13 protein-coding genes and 2 pseudogenes are annotated in these 13,912 nt (G+C 69.2%); 10 read left to right on the top strand and 5 right to left on the bottom strand.

The annotated features are described in order from the left end of the window. Positions 1-83 precede the first annotated feature (83 nt). Positions 84-356: pseudogene (locus ABZ453_RS47340) on the top strand (IS701 family transposase); the annotation flags it as partial. 459 nt (positions 357-815) lie between these two features. Here the strand turns inward: ABZ453_RS47340 and ABZ453_RS47335 are convergent. Next, on the bottom strand, positions 816-1,637 hold the full coding sequence (locus ABZ453_RS47335) for a methyltransferase domain-containing protein (RefSeq protein WP_359025707.1): 822 nt from the start codon (positions 1,635-1,637) through the stop codon (positions 816-818). Between the two features lie 238 nt (positions 1,638-1,875). Between ABZ453_RS47335 and ABZ453_RS47330 the strand changes: the two are divergent. Next, positions 1,876-2,051 (top strand): annotated as a pseudogene (locus ABZ453_RS47330) (ABATE domain-containing protein); the annotation flags it as partial. A 408-nt stretch (positions 2,052-2,459) separates the two neighbouring features. Further along, entirely contained in the window at positions 2,460-2,831 is a 372-nt protein-coding gene (locus ABZ453_RS47325) for a WhiB family transcriptional regulator (RefSeq protein ID WP_359025705.1), read from the top strand. A 124-nt stretch (positions 2,832-2,955) separates the two neighbouring features. Here the strand turns inward: ABZ453_RS47325 and ABZ453_RS47320 are convergent, their stop codons facing one another. Further along, a complete protein-coding gene (locus tag ABZ453_RS47320) occupies positions 2,956-3,501 on the bottom strand; it encodes a CGNR zinc finger domain-containing protein (RefSeq protein ID WP_359025703.1) in 546 nt (181 codons plus the stop codon). 106 nt (positions 3,502-3,607) lie between these two features. Here ABZ453_RS47320 and ABZ453_RS47315 point away from each other — a divergent pair, with 106 nt between their 5' ends. Together ABZ453_RS47315 and ABZ453_RS47310 are read left to right on the top strand one after the other, a co-directional pair. Beyond that, positions 3,608-4,051 (top strand): VOC family protein, encoded by a 444-nt coding sequence (locus ABZ453_RS47315; protein WP_359025701.1) that lies wholly within the window; start codon positions 3,608-3,610, stop codon positions 4,049-4,051. 14 nt (positions 4,052-4,065) lie between these two features. Continuing rightward, entirely contained in the window at positions 4,066-4,953 is an 888-nt protein-coding gene (locus ABZ453_RS47310) for a pyridoxamine 5'-phosphate oxidase family protein (protein ID WP_359025699.1), read from the top strand. A 27-nt stretch (positions 4,954-4,980) separates the two neighbouring features. Here ABZ453_RS47310 and ABZ453_RS47305 read toward each other — a convergent pair whose 3' ends face one another. Then, positions 4,981-6,189 (bottom strand): phospholipase D-like domain-containing protein, encoded by a 1,209-nt coding sequence (locus tag ABZ453_RS47305; RefSeq protein WP_359025697.1) that lies wholly within the window; start codon positions 6,187-6,189, stop codon positions 4,981-4,983. A gap of 209 nt (positions 6,190-6,398) precedes the next feature. On the opposite strand from ABZ453_RS47305, the gene ABZ453_RS47300 reads away from it, so the two are divergent. The 3 genes from ABZ453_RS47300 (at position 6,399) to ABZ453_RS47290 (ending at position 8,895) form a co-directional block, all read left to right on the top strand. Beyond that, positions 6,399-6,704, top strand: coding sequence for a helix-turn-helix transcriptional regulator (locus ABZ453_RS47300; RefSeq protein ID WP_359025711.1), 306 nt, complete (start codon positions 6,399-6,401; stop codon positions 6,702-6,704). Next, complete coding sequence (locus tag ABZ453_RS47295; protein ID WP_359025695.1) at positions 6,704-8,227, top strand: helix-turn-helix transcriptional regulator; 1,524 nt, start codon at positions 6,704-6,706, stop codon at positions 8,225-8,227. Before ABZ453_RS47300 ends, ABZ453_RS47295 begins: the two co-directional genes overlap by 1 nt. A 95-nt stretch (positions 8,228-8,322) precedes the next feature. After that, positions 8,323-8,895 (top strand): transcriptional regulator, encoded by a 573-nt coding sequence (locus tag ABZ453_RS47290; RefSeq protein WP_359025693.1) that lies wholly within the window; start codon positions 8,323-8,325, stop codon positions 8,893-8,895. A gap of 579 nt (positions 8,896-9,474) precedes the next feature. Here the strand turns inward: ABZ453_RS47290 and ABZ453_RS47285 are convergent. After that, on the bottom strand, positions 9,475-10,677 hold the full coding sequence (locus ABZ453_RS47285; protein WP_359025691.1) for a serpin family protein: 1,203 nt from the start codon (positions 10,675-10,677) through the stop codon (positions 9,475-9,477). A 105-nt stretch (positions 10,678-10,782) separates the two neighbouring features. Beyond that, on the bottom strand, positions 10,783-11,382 hold the full coding sequence (locus tag ABZ453_RS47280) for a DUF308 domain-containing protein (protein WP_359025689.1): 600 nt from the start codon (positions 11,380-11,382) through the stop codon (positions 10,783-10,785). Positions 11,383-11,592: 210 nt separating this feature from the next. Between ABZ453_RS47280 and ABZ453_RS47275 the strand changes: the two genes are divergently transcribed. Then, on the top strand, positions 11,593-12,777 hold the full coding sequence (locus ABZ453_RS47275) for a histidine kinase (RefSeq protein WP_359025687.1): 1,185 nt from the start codon (positions 11,593-11,595) through the stop codon (positions 12,775-12,777). Continuing rightward, the gene (locus tag ABZ453_RS47270) at positions 12,774-13,433 is read left to right on the top strand and encodes a response regulator transcription factor (RefSeq protein WP_359025685.1); all 660 of its coding nucleotides are present in this window, start codon (positions 12,774-12,776) and stop codon (positions 13,431-13,433) included. The genes ABZ453_RS47275 and ABZ453_RS47270 overlap by 4 nt, the downstream gene beginning before the upstream one ends. Positions 13,434-13,912: the final 479 nt, after the last annotated feature.

Here is a 13,912-nt window from a genome sequence, read left to right as displayed (position 1 = left end):
CACCGCGACCAGCCGCAACAGCCCCTCACGCCCGATTACCGGCACATCACCTACCTGATACCCATTCATAGGTGCAGTGTGCTTGGCAGATTGAGGAAGCCTTCCAGGCCGCGAAGAACGAATGCGGCCTCGACCAGTACGAAGTCCGCCGCTACACCGGCTGGATGCGGCACATCACCCTGGCCATGCTCGCGCATGCCTTCCTGGCCGTCATGGCCGCCGATGCCGCGGCAAAGGGGGCAGCAGAAACGGTTCCTGCCTCACGCCCCTCACCGTGGCAGAAGTTCGGCGGCTCCTGGCAACTGGCCACTCACCCGTCGCCGTTCACCAACACCTCATCAGCGCACGCGCACTGAGATGGTCACTCTGGCGCAGACGACGCCAAGCCGTCGCCCGCCGCTGCCACTATCAGCGGCGGCTGCACACGATCGAGGGACGGTCCGGGAAAGAGGACACGGGCCGACCATCAGCCCACTACACTCACCGAAACCGCCCCTGAACAGGGAAAACGTCAAAGTGCTGCTGCAGTACTAGGCACGGCAACACCCCGCGATGGCGGCCTGGGGCGTGAGGGGCGAGGGAACGGCCGCCGCGGCGGGAGGACGTTCGAACTGGCTCTGCGCCGGCGACGCCGACGCCAACGCCCTGCCCAACCTCTGAATCCGCAGGTCCGTGGCGGCCGGCAGTTGGATGCCGGGGTTCAGCAGAGCGCCGATGGCACTGCCTACGCCGGACCCACCGGGTTCGCCATCGCCACCACGGCCCGGCTGATCGACTCGACGAGCCGCGGACTTCGATGTCCTGCGAACAGCCAGTCAAGCCTGGCCATGTGCCATCAGGGCAGCGTGCGGCAAGCTCAACACACGACCCGGACCGGTGAACTCCGCGCACAACCCCTCGAAGTGGCTCTTGATCTCGTCTATGACCTCCGGGTGCTGACTCGTCACGATCTGGCCTATCGTCGCCACGCCGGCGGCTGGTCCGCTCCACCACTCCTCGCGCGTCGTCTGGTGGTCCCAGGTCACCGTTTCGCAGACGACGTCCCTCAGTCCCGCCTCCCCGAGCAACGCGACGAGGCCCTGTTCAGTACGGGGGAAGTCGTCTTCGGGATCAAGAGCCGGCAGGTGGGCCGGCCGGGTAACACCTGCGGCCTGGACCGCTCTACCGAGGAGCGTCTGCCCGGCGGCCGCGGGAGCCGCCCAGATGGTGACGGCGATCCGCCCGCCAGGACGGGTCACCCTTCGCAACTCCGCCAGGGCTTGCCGAGGCTGTCCGACATGGTTGAGGACGAAGTTGCCGACCGTGGCATCGAATGCGTCGTCGGAGAAGGGCAGGTGGGGCAAAGCGGCAAGCCGCACATCAGCTTGCGGAGCCGCCAGAGCGGCCCGGGAAACCATGTCGGGTTCGGCGTCCACCGCTGACACCTTCGCTTCCCACTCACATGCAAGAGCGGCGGCGGTACCCGTCCCCGTCCCCACATCGAGGACCCGCACACCCTCTCTGACTCCGGCAGCGTCGAGGAGCTTCGGCACCGGATACGCGCAGAGCTTGGCAAAACCGGCAGCATAGGCACCGGCCTGCCCCGCCCACGCCCGCCGCTCGGACGTGTCAAATGCCGTCTGCACCATTCGCCTCATCCTCGAAATAGCCTCCGCCGTGGCAACCATCCTGCCGGGCGACGCTCATCGATAGCCGATCAACTTCGGACCGCGTCCGACGCATTGAGGTCGTTGCCTGCAGCTTGTCGTAACCCACGGAGGTGAAGAGCCGTGTGCCAGTGTGGCTTCGCCAGTACCGTAGCGCCAGCCCCGGCGTCGGCCCCTGCCTGGTCGACCCCACTGCTGCCCCTGCATCCCCCACGTCCTCACCGTCGGGGAGCAGGAGCGCGCTGATCTGCTGAACCGGATGCTGGCTGAGGCCTCCGCCTACCCGCGGCTGACCTCCCACCCCGGTACTGGCTGGCATCTGCACTACCGGCACGCGGAACAGGCACTGGCTCCGTACTGTTCACGCTGTTTGCGGTCGGTACGGCATTGCATCTGGCGGGCCGTGTCGAGAACGTCGGTCCGCGGCCACACGTCGCCGAAGGTGTGCAGCGTGGCGAGGCGCTTGAAGCCGGCCCCGTTGTGGGGCTCGCCCGCGCCGGGTTCGAGGAACCGCTCCGGCGGAATGCCCAGCAAGCGCTCGGGCGTGCCGGGCGTCGGTGTAACGCCGCTCTTCGTCGTGGTTGGCCATCGTCTTCCCTTCGCCTTGGGCGTGGACAAGGCCAACTTGAATCTGCTGAACCATTTGAAGAGGTCAGCCACACCGGGCGGATGAACTCAGATCATGACGAACTATGGCTCTTCACCCTTACCGCTGGGTAGGCTGACGCCGACCCCTGCCGGGTGCGCGGCGTCCACACGCGTCGCGTCGTCACCATGGGCGACTGAGCCCGCGAGAGCCGGCAGAGGCATGCGATGGCCGAACACCACCACTGTGCGACCCCGAATCCGAACTGGCGTGATCGCGCGGCCTGCCTGGGTGAGAACCCCGAGATCTTCTTTCCGCTGTCCGACACCCTCGCCCCTGGCGCGGAAGCCCGGGCCGCCATGGCGGTGTGCCGCCGCTGTCCCGTGCTGTTGAGCTGCCGGACCTGGGCCGTCGAGCACGGTGAGGACGACGGTGTCTGGGGCGCCACGACGGCCGCCCAGCGCCGTGCCCTCAGACGTGCCTCTGCCGAAACGCCGGTGTCGCCGACCTATCTGCGCAGGCGAGAGGCGCCGGACGCGGGCAGTGACGGCGACACACGGCGGCCACTCGACGACGAGAGGGGGCCGCATGGGTGGTGAGCGTGCTGCGGCGGGCGAGAGCTCCTGAGTCGGCTGCAGGCGGCGCTGCGCAGACGAGTGCTGGTTCACCGTTTCGCGCGTCCCCGGCAACCCATCCTGGGGCGGCGGCTTCAGCAGTCGTACGTCATCGCTTCGTGCGGCTGTAGTGCCGTGATGCCTTCGCGCGGTTGCCGCAGGCCGCCATGGAGCACCAGCGGCGCGTGCCGTTGCGGGAGGTGTCGTAGAAGTGCAGGATGCACGCCTCGTGCGCACATGCGCGGATTCGGTCCGGAGCGGCGGCGAGCAGTTCCAGGTAGTTGCGCGCCGCCAGCCAGGCCGGCCCCCAGGAAGGGTCGCCGAACTCGGGCACCTCACCGGGCCCGTCGGCGCTGAGGGTGGCACGGATCCGACCGTGCCCAAGAACCGAGTCGACTGCCGCCGCCCCGTCTTCCGTGCGCGTCCCGGTCACGGCCTTCGCCAGCGCGTCGCGCGCCTGGAGCAGATGGCGCAGTGTCGCGCCGTCCGCGGGGAACCGGCCGCCGAGTCCGTTGACCTGGAGCCAGAGTGCGAGTCCGTCCGTGTCGACGAGCAGATCCTGAACGGCGCCATCGCTGCTCCAGCGGGTGTTGAGCAGGTCGAGCGCGAGGGGTTCGCCGGTCAGTGGGCGCGGGTCGTGCACGGCGGCGGACATGGTCGACTCCTTCCGGGCTAACCCCTGAAGTCTATGTGACCGGTTGACTCCTTCCGATTCTAACCACTAATGTGGCGTTCAACGGTTACGTCTGTGAGGGAGAGCCATGACTCTGCGCACCGGCCACATCGGCCTGAATGTCACCGATCTCCAGCGCTCGCTCGCCTTCTACCGCGACGTCCTGGACTTCGTGGTGGTCGGAGAGGGCAAGGAGGAGGGCAGGCGGTACGTGTTCCTCGGCGACGGACAGCGTCTGGTCCTCACGCTGTGGGAACAGGCGAGCGACGCATACGACCCGGGCAGTGCGGGACTGCACCACCTCGCCTTCGAGGCCGATTCCATCGAACGCGTCAGGCAGTACGAGCAGGCCCTGCGCAGCCGTGGCGTCGACTTCGCCTACGACGGTGTGGTGGCGCACCGCGAGGACTCCGCGTCGGGCGGCATCTTCTTCCACGACCCCGACGGGACGCGCCTGGAGATCTCGGTGCCGTCCGGCGCCGAAGGAGCGCCCGTGCCGAACGAGTCCGCTCCGACCTGCGGTTTCTTCTAGTCATGGAGGCCACCATGGCCGTCTACCACGAAGGATCGCGCGCACTGCAGGACCAGGCCGGCGTCCGCGACATGGCCGACCACGTCGGTCGGGCGGTCGGCGACCGGATCAAACCGGTGGCGGCAGCCTTCCTCGAACTCCAGCCGCTGCTGATGCTCGGTGCGGCGGCCCCGGACTCCGGCCGGGTCTGGGCCACCGCGCTGGCCGGGCAGCCCGGATTCGTCCGAGCCACCAGCGCCCGCCGGATGTCCGTCACCGGTCGGCTCCACCCGCACGACCCTCTCCTCCCGGCCCTCACCGCCGACGGCACCCAGGTCGCCACCATCGCCCTGGACCCCCGCACCCGCCGCCGCATGCGCCTCAACGGCAGGCTGCGACCCACGGAGAACGGCTTCGAGGTGGAGGCGGAGCGTGTGTTCGCCAACTGCCCCAAGTACATCCAGCGCAGGGAACGCTTCGAGCTGCTGTCCGCGCGCACCTTCGGAACGCCGAGCCACAGCGGTGAACTCACCCCGGCACAGCAGGCGTTCATCGCATCCGCGGACACCTTCTTCGTCGCCAGCGTTCATGGCGGCAAGGTCGAGATCAGCCACCGGGGCGGCAATCCGGGCTTCGTACGGTTGGACTCGCCGCGTCGGCTGAGCTGGCAGGACTATCCGGGCAATGCCATGTTCCTCACCCTCGGCAACCTCGCCTCCGACCCCCGCGCGGGCCTGCTGTTCCTGGACTGGACGACGGGCACCACACTCCAACTGACCGGCGAGGGACGCACGGAGTTCGCGGTGGACGGCGAGCGCCGGGTGCGCTTCACCGTGTCGGAGACGATCGAAACGCCCGGCGCGCTACCCCTGCGCTGGTCAGATCCGGAACCCTCTCCCGCCAATCCGGCGCTGACGACGTAGCGTTCGCGTGCCATGCGCCGGTTGCGGTCACAAGAAGCGCCGGATCGGGACGACCGCCGCCTCCTCGACCCGCTGCCGAAGCGGGCGACGCTTCCACCGCGCGAGGTCCAAGTCGACGCTGCGCTCGATGTCCGCGTCGTAGTCGGCGTCGAGCGCGGCGGTGAACCGCTCGTCCAGGACCGCGAGCATCACCTCCTCGTCGTGGTCCATGGAACGGCGGTTGAAGTTCGTCGAACCGATCAGGGAGGCGACCGAATCCACGGTGATCACCTTGGCGTGCATCATCGTCGGCTGGTACTGCCGGACGCACAGCCCCGCCTCCAAAAGACGGCGGTAGTGGCGCTGGCCGGCCAGTCGGCAGGCGCGTTGATCGGTGTGCGGGCCGGGCAGAAGGATCTCCACGCGCACCCCGCGGCGAGCCGTGCTGCACAACAGGTCGACGAAGTACGGATCGGGGGCGAAATAGGCGGTGGCGAGGCGGAAGCGCTCTTCCGCGGAGGTCAGCATGACCCGGATGAGTGTCTGCATGTCCTGCCACCCGAGGCTCGCCGAGCCCCGCACCACCTGAACGACCGACGAGCCGTGCTGGACATGCTCGGTGAAGCGGTCACGATCGTCGAAGAGTTCGTCGTGACACTCGGCCCAGTTCTGCGCGAACGCCGCGGCGACACCGTCCACGGCCGGGCCGCGCACCTGGACGTGAGTGTCTCTCCACTCCGCAGGATTGCGGGCGTTGCCGCACCACTCCTCAGCGATGCCGACGCCGCCGGTGAAGGCCGTGTGCTCGTCCACGACAAGAGCCTTGCGGTGGCATCTGTGGTTCTGCTTGAACGGTGACAGCCACACGGGCTTGCGAAACCACGCGACCTGCACACCGGCGTCGTCCATGAGATCCAGCAGACGTCGTTCGATCGCCTTGGCGCCGAAACCGTCGAGCAGCAGCCGTACCCGAACGCCCGCACGGGCGCGGTCGGCGAGGGCGGTGGCGAAGTCCCCGGCGATCTGGCCGCGCCAGTAGACGAACGTCATCATGTCGATCGTGTGGCGCGCCGAGTGGATCGCGCTGAGCATCGCGGGGAAGATCTCGTCGCCGTTGCGCAAGGGGATCAGCTCGTTGCCCTCGGTGGCGGCCACGCCGATCAACCGCTCGAGACGACGGCGCAGGCGCTGCTTGCGGAACTCCGCGTCGCCTTCGTCACCGCGGGCAACGGACTCGGGTGTGCCGTCGAGGATCACGCCGACTCTCCTGGCAGATCGAAGGGGCAGAGCGGGCTGGGGCCGGCCGCCGGCCGGACCCAGAGACCGGATGCCCGCCGACCCCCTTCCCAGGCCCCATCCAGGTCATCGAGGCGCACCGTGGCCGGCACGCCGTATGAACGCCTCTCATGTCGATGCGTCATACGCATCAATGATGAGTTCTTGATGGTAGATTCCGCGTTGTGAGTATGGCGCTGGAGGAGCGCGTGCGGTCGGCCGTGGCGGCGCTTCTGCATGCGGTGGGGGAGTCGCAGACCGAACTCGCGGCCGCGCTGGGCGTGAGCCAGGCGCAGGTGAGCCGCCGTCAGTCGGGTGTCGCGGCGTGGAGTCTGGCCGACTGTGAGGTGGTCGCCGTGCATTACGGCATCGATGTCCTCGATCTCCTGGCCGGTCCGACCCGGGCTGTGGAGGCGCTGCCGGCCGGGCGGCGTCGTACCGTCGGCCGCCAGTCCGATGCGCCCCGCCCCGCGGCGGTGACGGACGGGGGAGTGTGATGGCGGACTTCGAGGCGATCGACGCGCTGCTCGCCAGAGCCGGCAAGGACGTCGCGCTGCCGCCCGCCGAGGAGCGGCGCGCTCTGCGGGAAGAACTGAACCTCTCGCGTGCGGATCTCGCCCGTGCCCTGGGCGTCAGCCCCTCCACGGTCGGGGGCTGGGAGACGGGGCGGGAGCCGAGCGGGGACGTACGGGAGAAGTACGCGTACTTCCTGGAGGGAGCGCGGACCAAGCTGGCGGCCGCCTGTGCGGAGGACCCCGCGGTCGAAGAGCCCGAGGGCGACGTGTCCGCGGTTGACGGGCCGGGCGTCGGGCAGGACGACGATGTCGACGTACTCGCCGTCGCGCGGCCGTGCGTGCTGTGCGGGCAGCCGGCCCTCCAGGAGGTGGCCGGATACCCGCAGCACCTCGACCCCGCCGAGTGCGCCGCAGCGGTGACCGGCACCACCCCAGCCGCGCCCGCCGCGCCGAGCCCACCCCCTTCCACCGCCCGGCCCCACTCGGGCGCACGACCGGCCGCCGGGGTACGGATCGTCCCTGCCGGCCGCCGCGTACAGGCGGCCGACACCCCCGACCTGATCGCCTCCGCGGTCGCCGCCGCGCTCGAGGAGCATGCCGGTGACACGGACGCGGCCACCGCGGCGCTGATCAAACGGGCGATCCCGGATGCGATGGCGCTGCTGGACCACAGCCGCAAAGGCGGGCGCTACGACGTGATCGCGCACCCGTGGCTGCCCGAGATCCTGCGCAAGCAGACCGCGCGCGGCGCGGACCAGATCTGGGAGGCCCGCCCCAGATGGACCAGGCCCGAACTGCCGCCCGGCGAGCATGAAGTGACGGCACTGGACGTCAACGGTGCCTACCTGAGCGCGCTCAAGACGCATCTGCCGCTCGGTCAGTTGGAGCACTCCACCGGCGACCACCACGACCGCCGTCGCGCCGGCGTCCACCTGATCACCCCGCCCACCTGGGAACACGACGCGTTCCTGCCGAACCCGATCGGCTCCCGGGACGAGCCCGGCCCGCTGTGGGTGACCGAACCGACCCTGCGCCTGCTGCTGCGTCTGTCCGGCCCGAAATACGGGCTGTGCGAGCCACCCGAGATCCACGAGTCGTGGACCTCCGGCGCCACCGAGGGGCTGCTGGAGAAGTTCCGCGTGGCCCTCAAGGACGCCCGGGAGCGGGCGATCGACAACGGCGACGAGGTGACGCTGGAGTACGTCAAGGCCATGTACTCGAAGTTCGTGTCGACGCTGGGGGAGTCGAACTACAACCGGGAGCTGTACCGCACCGACTGGATGCACCTCATCCGCTCCCAGGCCTTCGCCAACCTGTGGTGGAAAGCCCACCGCGCCTACGACGAGGGCCTGATGGTGGTGCGCGCGATGGGCACCGACGAACTGCACGTCATCGGCGACTGGCGCGCGGTCTTCCCCGAGGGCCGCGGAGTCACCGAGGTGAAGATCAAGGACATCTACACAGTGGGAGTCGGAGTCGGTCCCGACCCCGCCGACGACAGCTGACCCGCTCCGGACCCGCGCGGCATCGACCGCTCGTACGGCCCGTACACCCCCTACAGTGATCCACACAACGTGTGACCGGAAGACCGGAAGAGCTGATGCCTGAGCGGAACATCGAGTTCGGCAAGTACGGCGCGCGCGGCATGAAGGGCCACGAAGCCGTCGCCCGCCAGCTGGACGCCCTCGCCGGCTACATCACCACCCCCGTCACCGTCCGCCGAGGCCTGCTCGCGCGACTGCACTACCTCACCCGGACCGACCACGCCCGCACCGCAGCCCGGGTGGCCGGCCTGACGGTAACCGACCGCACCCTGCACGCCTGGCTCGACGGCCGGCGCGCGCCCTCGAGGCGCAACCTTGAGCGGATCGAGCAGGCCTACCGCACCGTGCGCCGCCACAACATCGCCCGCTACCTCACCGCCCGCCTCAACCGCGAGGGTCGTGGCACCCGCGTCGAGATCCACCCCCTCAACCAGTCCGGCGTCGACCGCCCTCGCCAGCGCGTCGTGGAGTTCCGCACCCTCAACGTGCGCCGCTGGGACCGCATCGTGGCCGCGTGGGCGGCCGGCGACGACCCGGAGCTGGACAACGCCTGGATCGATCAGGTCGTCGACCTCGGCTCGCAGTGGGGCCAGTACGAGTACGTCACGAACATCGGCTTCGCCGCCTGAGTGGGCCTGGCCTGATCGTCTGGCCCATGGTGACGGCGGGCACCTGTCCGGTACGACCCGGCCTGTGGCGAGCGGCTCGGACTTGATGCCGGCCCAGGGACCCGGTTCCGGGACAACCCGGATACGGCGGAGTGTCCATCGCACGGGGCACAGCGGACCCCGGGGGTGGAGCAGCGGCGGCAGCGACAGCGAGCATGCATCGCTCGGGAGATGCACGGCGTCCTGCCACGGCCGCTCTAGCACAAGACTGGGAAGCTGTCCTCACCTGCATCGATCCGCCAGGGATCGGCTCCGCCTGCACTCCGACGAGAAGCCCCGAGCCTTCAGCGCCGGTTGATGCCGGGCAGGCGTACGACGTAGCCGTCCCGCATGCGCAAGACGCGTGAACGCGTGTCCGGGCTGGCGCCCTCCAGCTCGCAGCACGGGCTTGGGACGGTGGTAGGCCACGGCAATGGAACCCGCGGATTCCGGGATCATGCACGGCAGCAGCGGGGGATCTCCTCGCCGGCGACGTCGGCTTCGCTCTCGTCGGCGGGTACGTCGTTCAAGTGAGGCCCAGTTGGATTGAGAGGCACGCCCTCACCGCCAGTCCTCCTCGTCGTAATGGGGGTACGGCAACGGATCCGTGATCCAGCCCGCCGTCAGCACGAGCCGTGTGTGGCGATGCAGGGCGAGAAAGCCGAAGGGCCGGTCGAAGGCGGCGCTGATCCTGGTGGTGACGTAGCGGAGGTCGGGCAGACCGCCGGCGACTGCACCGAACGCCGTCACCGCGGCGGCCTCGAAGCCCAACGCGCCGAAACGCGCCAGGGTGTTCTGTTCGGCCGACCCGATGGCGAGCGGGAAGGCGCTGATGCCGGGGAAGTGCCCGCTCGAGGTGTCCCGTGCGGTCGTGAGCCCGAACAACCGGTGCAGCTTCAGCAGATCGTGGCTCACTTTCATGTCGTACGCCACGGTGGTCACGTCCAGCGACGGCGGCTCGGGCCGCGTACAGCGCACCTTCTCCACCCGCAGGCCGGGGCCCACGTTCCCGTAGGGCAGCCGCGGCCCCGGCACGACCGAGCACCGGCCGGCGAGGATGTCCACCCCGGCTCCCAGCACCTGCCCCGGCTCCATGCCCTCCTCGCCGAGCAGCAGATGTACGTCCAGCGCATTGTTGCCCAGCACCTTCAGCTCGGTGACGTATCCGCCGGCTGTGTCCGCCACCCCGACACGGTCCAGCACGGCACTGGAGCGCCGCAGTCCCAGCCGCGGCTCGGTGGCCCAGGGCTCGTACGCCGTCTCCAGTTCCGTCTCGTCGAAGGGGCTCAGCCACTTCGTGCGCAGGGTCAGCGCGCTCGCCAGCACCATCTCCGTGTCTTCGGTCAGCGTGACCGGCATGCGCTCGATCAGCCCGCCGGTCCGCTTCACCGTCCAGGCGTCCAGCGCCTGGTGGTCGGCCACGGGATCTCCGGTGAGTACCCCATGGGCGTCGGCCGGCAGGCCTGCTTCCCACTCCTGCCTCAGCTGTAGCGTGCGCTTCGTCCACAGCCCCAGAGCCGTGTCCAGTCCCCGCATGGTGCCCATCGCGGCAAGCAACTCGCGGGCAGCGGCCGTCGCTTGCCCGGTAGGGAGCCCGAGAGCCTCGGTCAGCTCGGCCCGCGCCGCACCCCCGGCCCCGTCGGCGAGGTGGGCCAGCAGCGGCCACACCCCCGCCGCCGAGAACGCAGTGCCCTTCTCCGAGGCGGCCGCCCACCGCGCGGTCAACCCGTTCACCGCGCGCACCGTCGTCGACGCGACTCCCATTCCACCCCCATGGTCGGCACGCTCAAGTGTGCCGAGTCGTACGTCAATTCAGTGGCGCCCCACGCCCCAGGAGCACATTACCTGCGGTGTCTGCGACGGCAGCGGTCAGCGCCTTTCGCGTCGGCTGCGGATGCTCAGGGCGATGACGGAGACGAGGAACCAGAACGCGCCGAACGCCGAGTACCCCGCCACGGTGGACAGGTTGCTCGTCGCCGAAGCAGACGTGGCGGCGATGGTGGCGCCGGCCAGGACGGACTGTCCGCCGCTGATGGCCATGGGCCACTGGGCGCCGACGGTGCGCCGGCGTCGGATCGCCACGACGAGCTGGATGGCTCCGGAGAGGAGGGCCCAGATGCCGAAGACGAGAAGGGCCGTCCCGATGGTGGAGAAGACGGCGATGATCATCCCGGCGGTGGCGGTGAGGCCGAGCCCCATGTTGATGGTGCTGACGCTGTTGGTGGAGCCGGTGCCGGTCAGGCGGCGCTCGATGAGCGTGGCGATGGCGTCCCACAGGGGGTAGACGACCAGCAGGACGGCCGCGATCACCGTGGGCTCGTCCGTCGACAGGAGCGAGGCGGAGGTCGTGAAGACCAGTGCCACCCAGATCAGGGAGAAGGCGACTCGGATCAGGTGGAGCGATCGGAGTGCGGAGGACGTCGTCCTGGCCGTGGCCGAAGGGGTCGAAGTTACGGTGGTCTGAGTCATCGGGTGTCCCGTTGTGATCGTTACGGTGTGAGACGGTCGCCTCGATGAGGAGTCTCAGCGGCCTGGGGAGGGGCCGCGTACTTCGAACGAAGTACTTCTGCCATCCACCTTCGACGGAACGGGACCAGCCCTCCCGATCGACCGAAGCAGCTCGGCCGTCTACATCGTTCGAAGTACACGGCCGCCGCACACGTCAACGAGAATCGGCTCATGGCCAAGGCGCAGAACAGTCAGGACGGGCCGGCCGCACCAGTGTGGGTCCGTTGCCCCGAGGTGCTGCACCGGGTCGCCTATGCGGTGGCAGGGCTGGTGTTCACCGGGCAGATCGTGGCGGCGACCGTGAGGGGATCGGACTGGCCTACGGTGCTGTCCGTGATTCTCGCCGGCGTCGGCGTCGGCCTCTCGTGGTGGAAGCCGTGGGCCGGCCTGGTCGTGACGAGTGCGGCGTCCTTCGCTGTCACAGCGGTGGGTGACGACCCCCTGTCGGTGTGGATGATGGCGGTGCTCGTGCTGTTCTCGGTCACCCTCAGGGGAAAGCAGCCGCTGGCCGGGACCGGCATCGTGGCGGCGTTCTTCCTGGGGGCGTTCATGACGGTCGGAGGATTCCGTGGCGGTGCGGTCGTGGGAGCCGCCGCCCTCTTCTCGGCCATGGCGGGAGGTGCGACGGGGGCAGCGCTCCGTATCCATCGGGAGCACTGGTGGATCCTGGCGGAACGGGCCGAGACCGCCATCGCCACCCGCGAGATCGAAGCCACCCGACGAGTGAGCGAGGAACGTCTCCGTATCGCCCGGGACCTTCACGACGTCATCGGCCACCAGGTCGCGATGCTGAGCGTGCACCTCGGTGCGGCGGAGATCGGGCTGCCCGAGGGCGCCGACTCCTCACGGCAGGCCCTCGTCTCGGCCAGGTCCAGCGCCCGTACCGTCGTCGTCGAGACGCAGCGCATCCTCTCACTCCTCCGCCTCGGGGACGACGTCTCCGGCGACGAGGCGCTCCGGCCGACGCCGGCGTTGAGCGGCCTGGAAGGACTCATCGCCTCTTTCGAAAGCATCGGCCTCGACGTGCGGCCCTCCATCGACCTCCCGGTCGGCTTCGTGGAGCCGAGCGTCGGCGTAACGGTCTACCGGGTCGTTCAGGAAGCGCTCACGAACGCCTACCGGCATGGAGAAGGGACGGCAACGGTGGATGTGCGCGAGGACGACGGCAGGATCCGCGTCACCGTGGAGAATCGCGTCGGCCACTCACCCCAGGGGTCCGACACGGGCAGCGGACTCGGCCTCGTGGGGATGCGCGAACGCGTCGAGTCCTCCAGAGGGCGGCTGACGATCGACAGTGACGACGGGCGATTCCGGGTCCATGCGGAGTTCAGCCCGCTGGGAGAATTCGTCCGATGACACGGATTCTGATCGTCGACGACCAGGACGAGATCAGGGCCGGGATCCGGACGATGCTTCGGCTCGACCCGAGTCTCGTCGTCGTGGGGGATCTCTCCGACGGGCTCCAGGTCGTCCCCTTCCTCCGGGACCACCCCGTCGACCTGGTGTTGATGGACATCCGGATGCCGGGCATCGACGGTGTCGAAGCCACGCGCCGGATCCGCGCAGAGCATCCGCCCGAGAAGACGCGGGTGATCGTGCTGACCACTTTCGACCAGGACGACATCGTCCTCGCCGCCCTGCGCGCGGGCGCCAACGGCTTCCTGAGCAAGACCGTGAGCCCTGCTGAACTCGTCGCCGGAATCGCCGAGGTCGTGGGCGGTGGCGGCGCCCTGTCGGCCGCCGCGACGGCCGCGCTCATCGGTCACATGACAGACAGTCCGCCCCCGCTGATCGACAAGGAACTGCTGCGACGCTTCAGTGCGCTGACCCCCAGGGAGCGGGACGTGGTCGTTCTGATCGCAAGTGGTCTCGGCAACGACGAGATCGCGGCCCAGATGTCCGTGTCACCGTTCACGGTGAAGACGCATGCCGTCCGAGCCATGACGAAAGTCGGCGCCCGCGACCGAGCCCAACTGGTCTCCTTCACCTTCCGGGCCGGCCTCTACCCCTGAACCTGCCGAGCGGAACTCCGAAGCTGATGAACCCGGTGGCTGTGCCGAGCAGTCCGGTGGGCGAGACAGCACTGGCACATATCTGGAGGACCTCGCCGTCACCCTGTGCGAGTGGCCTACGTGGGCTTGCACCTGCGGTGAGGCCTTGCGCCGGCGGAGAAGGCATGCGCCACCGGTGCGACCGGAGTTGTACGGTCCGGGCCGGTGATGGTCTGCACCGACGCGCTCAACGACGCCAGGCCGGGAGGACTCCGCAGGCTTCAGGGCGCGGTCTGGCGTGGCGGTGAGGTGGCCGTGGGTGGAGGAATCCGCGGAGGCGGAAGCCGATGTGCACGCCTGGAGGGGGCAGCAGCAGGGCATACCGGCGCAAGGCGCACAGCGCCACCGTCGACGGCCGAGTACCTCGGAGTTGAGCGCGGTGCGCACATGTGTTCTACCTCACTATCGAGGCTGCTGAGCAACCCTTGCGACGCTGAAAT

The sequence above is a fragment of the Streptomyces sp. NPDC005799 genome, assembly GCF_040630525.1.
GTDB classification, from domain to species: Bacteria; Actinomycetota; Actinomycetes; order Streptomycetales; family Streptomycetaceae; genus Streptomyces; species Streptomyces griseorubiginosus_B.
The sequence above is the reverse complement of the archived record's forward strand: the minus strand, read 5'-3'. Positions and strand labels throughout refer to the sequence as shown.

Coding starts and splice junctions, on each gene's coding strand:
- ABZ453_RS47335 (WP_359025707.1), bottom strand. CDS start 1,637: ATGAGGCGAATGGTGCAGACGGCATTTGACACGTCCGAGCGGCGGGCG.
- ABZ453_RS47325 (WP_359025705.1), top strand. CDS start 2,460: ATGGCCGAACACCACCACTGTGCGACCCCGAATCCGAACTGGCGTGAT.
- ABZ453_RS47320 (WP_359025703.1), bottom strand. CDS start 3,501: ATGTCCGCCGCCGTGCACGACCCGCGCCCACTGACCGGCGAACCCCTC.
- ABZ453_RS47315 (WP_359025701.1), top strand. CDS start 3,608: ATGACTCTGCGCACCGGCCACATCGGCCTGAATGTCACCGATCTCCAG.
- ABZ453_RS47310 (WP_359025699.1), top strand. CDS start 4,066: ATGGCCGTCTACCACGAAGGATCGCGCGCACTGCAGGACCAGGCCGGC.
- ABZ453_RS47300 (WP_359025711.1), top strand. CDS start 6,399: ATGGCGCTGGAGGAGCGCGTGCGGTCGGCCGTGGCGGCGCTTCTGCAT.
- ABZ453_RS47295 (WP_359025695.1), top strand. CDS start 6,704: ATGGCGGACTTCGAGGCGATCGACGCGCTGCTCGCCAGAGCCGGCAAG.
- ABZ453_RS47290 (WP_359025693.1), top strand. CDS start 8,323: ATGCCTGAGCGGAACATCGAGTTCGGCAAGTACGGCGCGCGCGGCATG.
- ABZ453_RS47285 (WP_359025691.1), bottom strand. CDS start 10,677: ATGGGAGTCGCGTCGACGACGGTGCGCGCGGTGAACGGGTTGACCGCG.
- ABZ453_RS47280 (WP_359025689.1), bottom strand. CDS start 11,382: ATGACTCAGACCACCGTAACTTCGACCCCTTCGGCCACGGCCAGGACG.
- ABZ453_RS47275 (WP_359025687.1), top strand. CDS start 11,593: ATGGCCAAGGCGCAGAACAGTCAGGACGGGCCGGCCGCACCAGTGTGG.
- ABZ453_RS47270 (WP_359025685.1), top strand. CDS start 12,774: ATGACACGGATTCTGATCGTCGACGACCAGGACGAGATCAGGGCCGGG.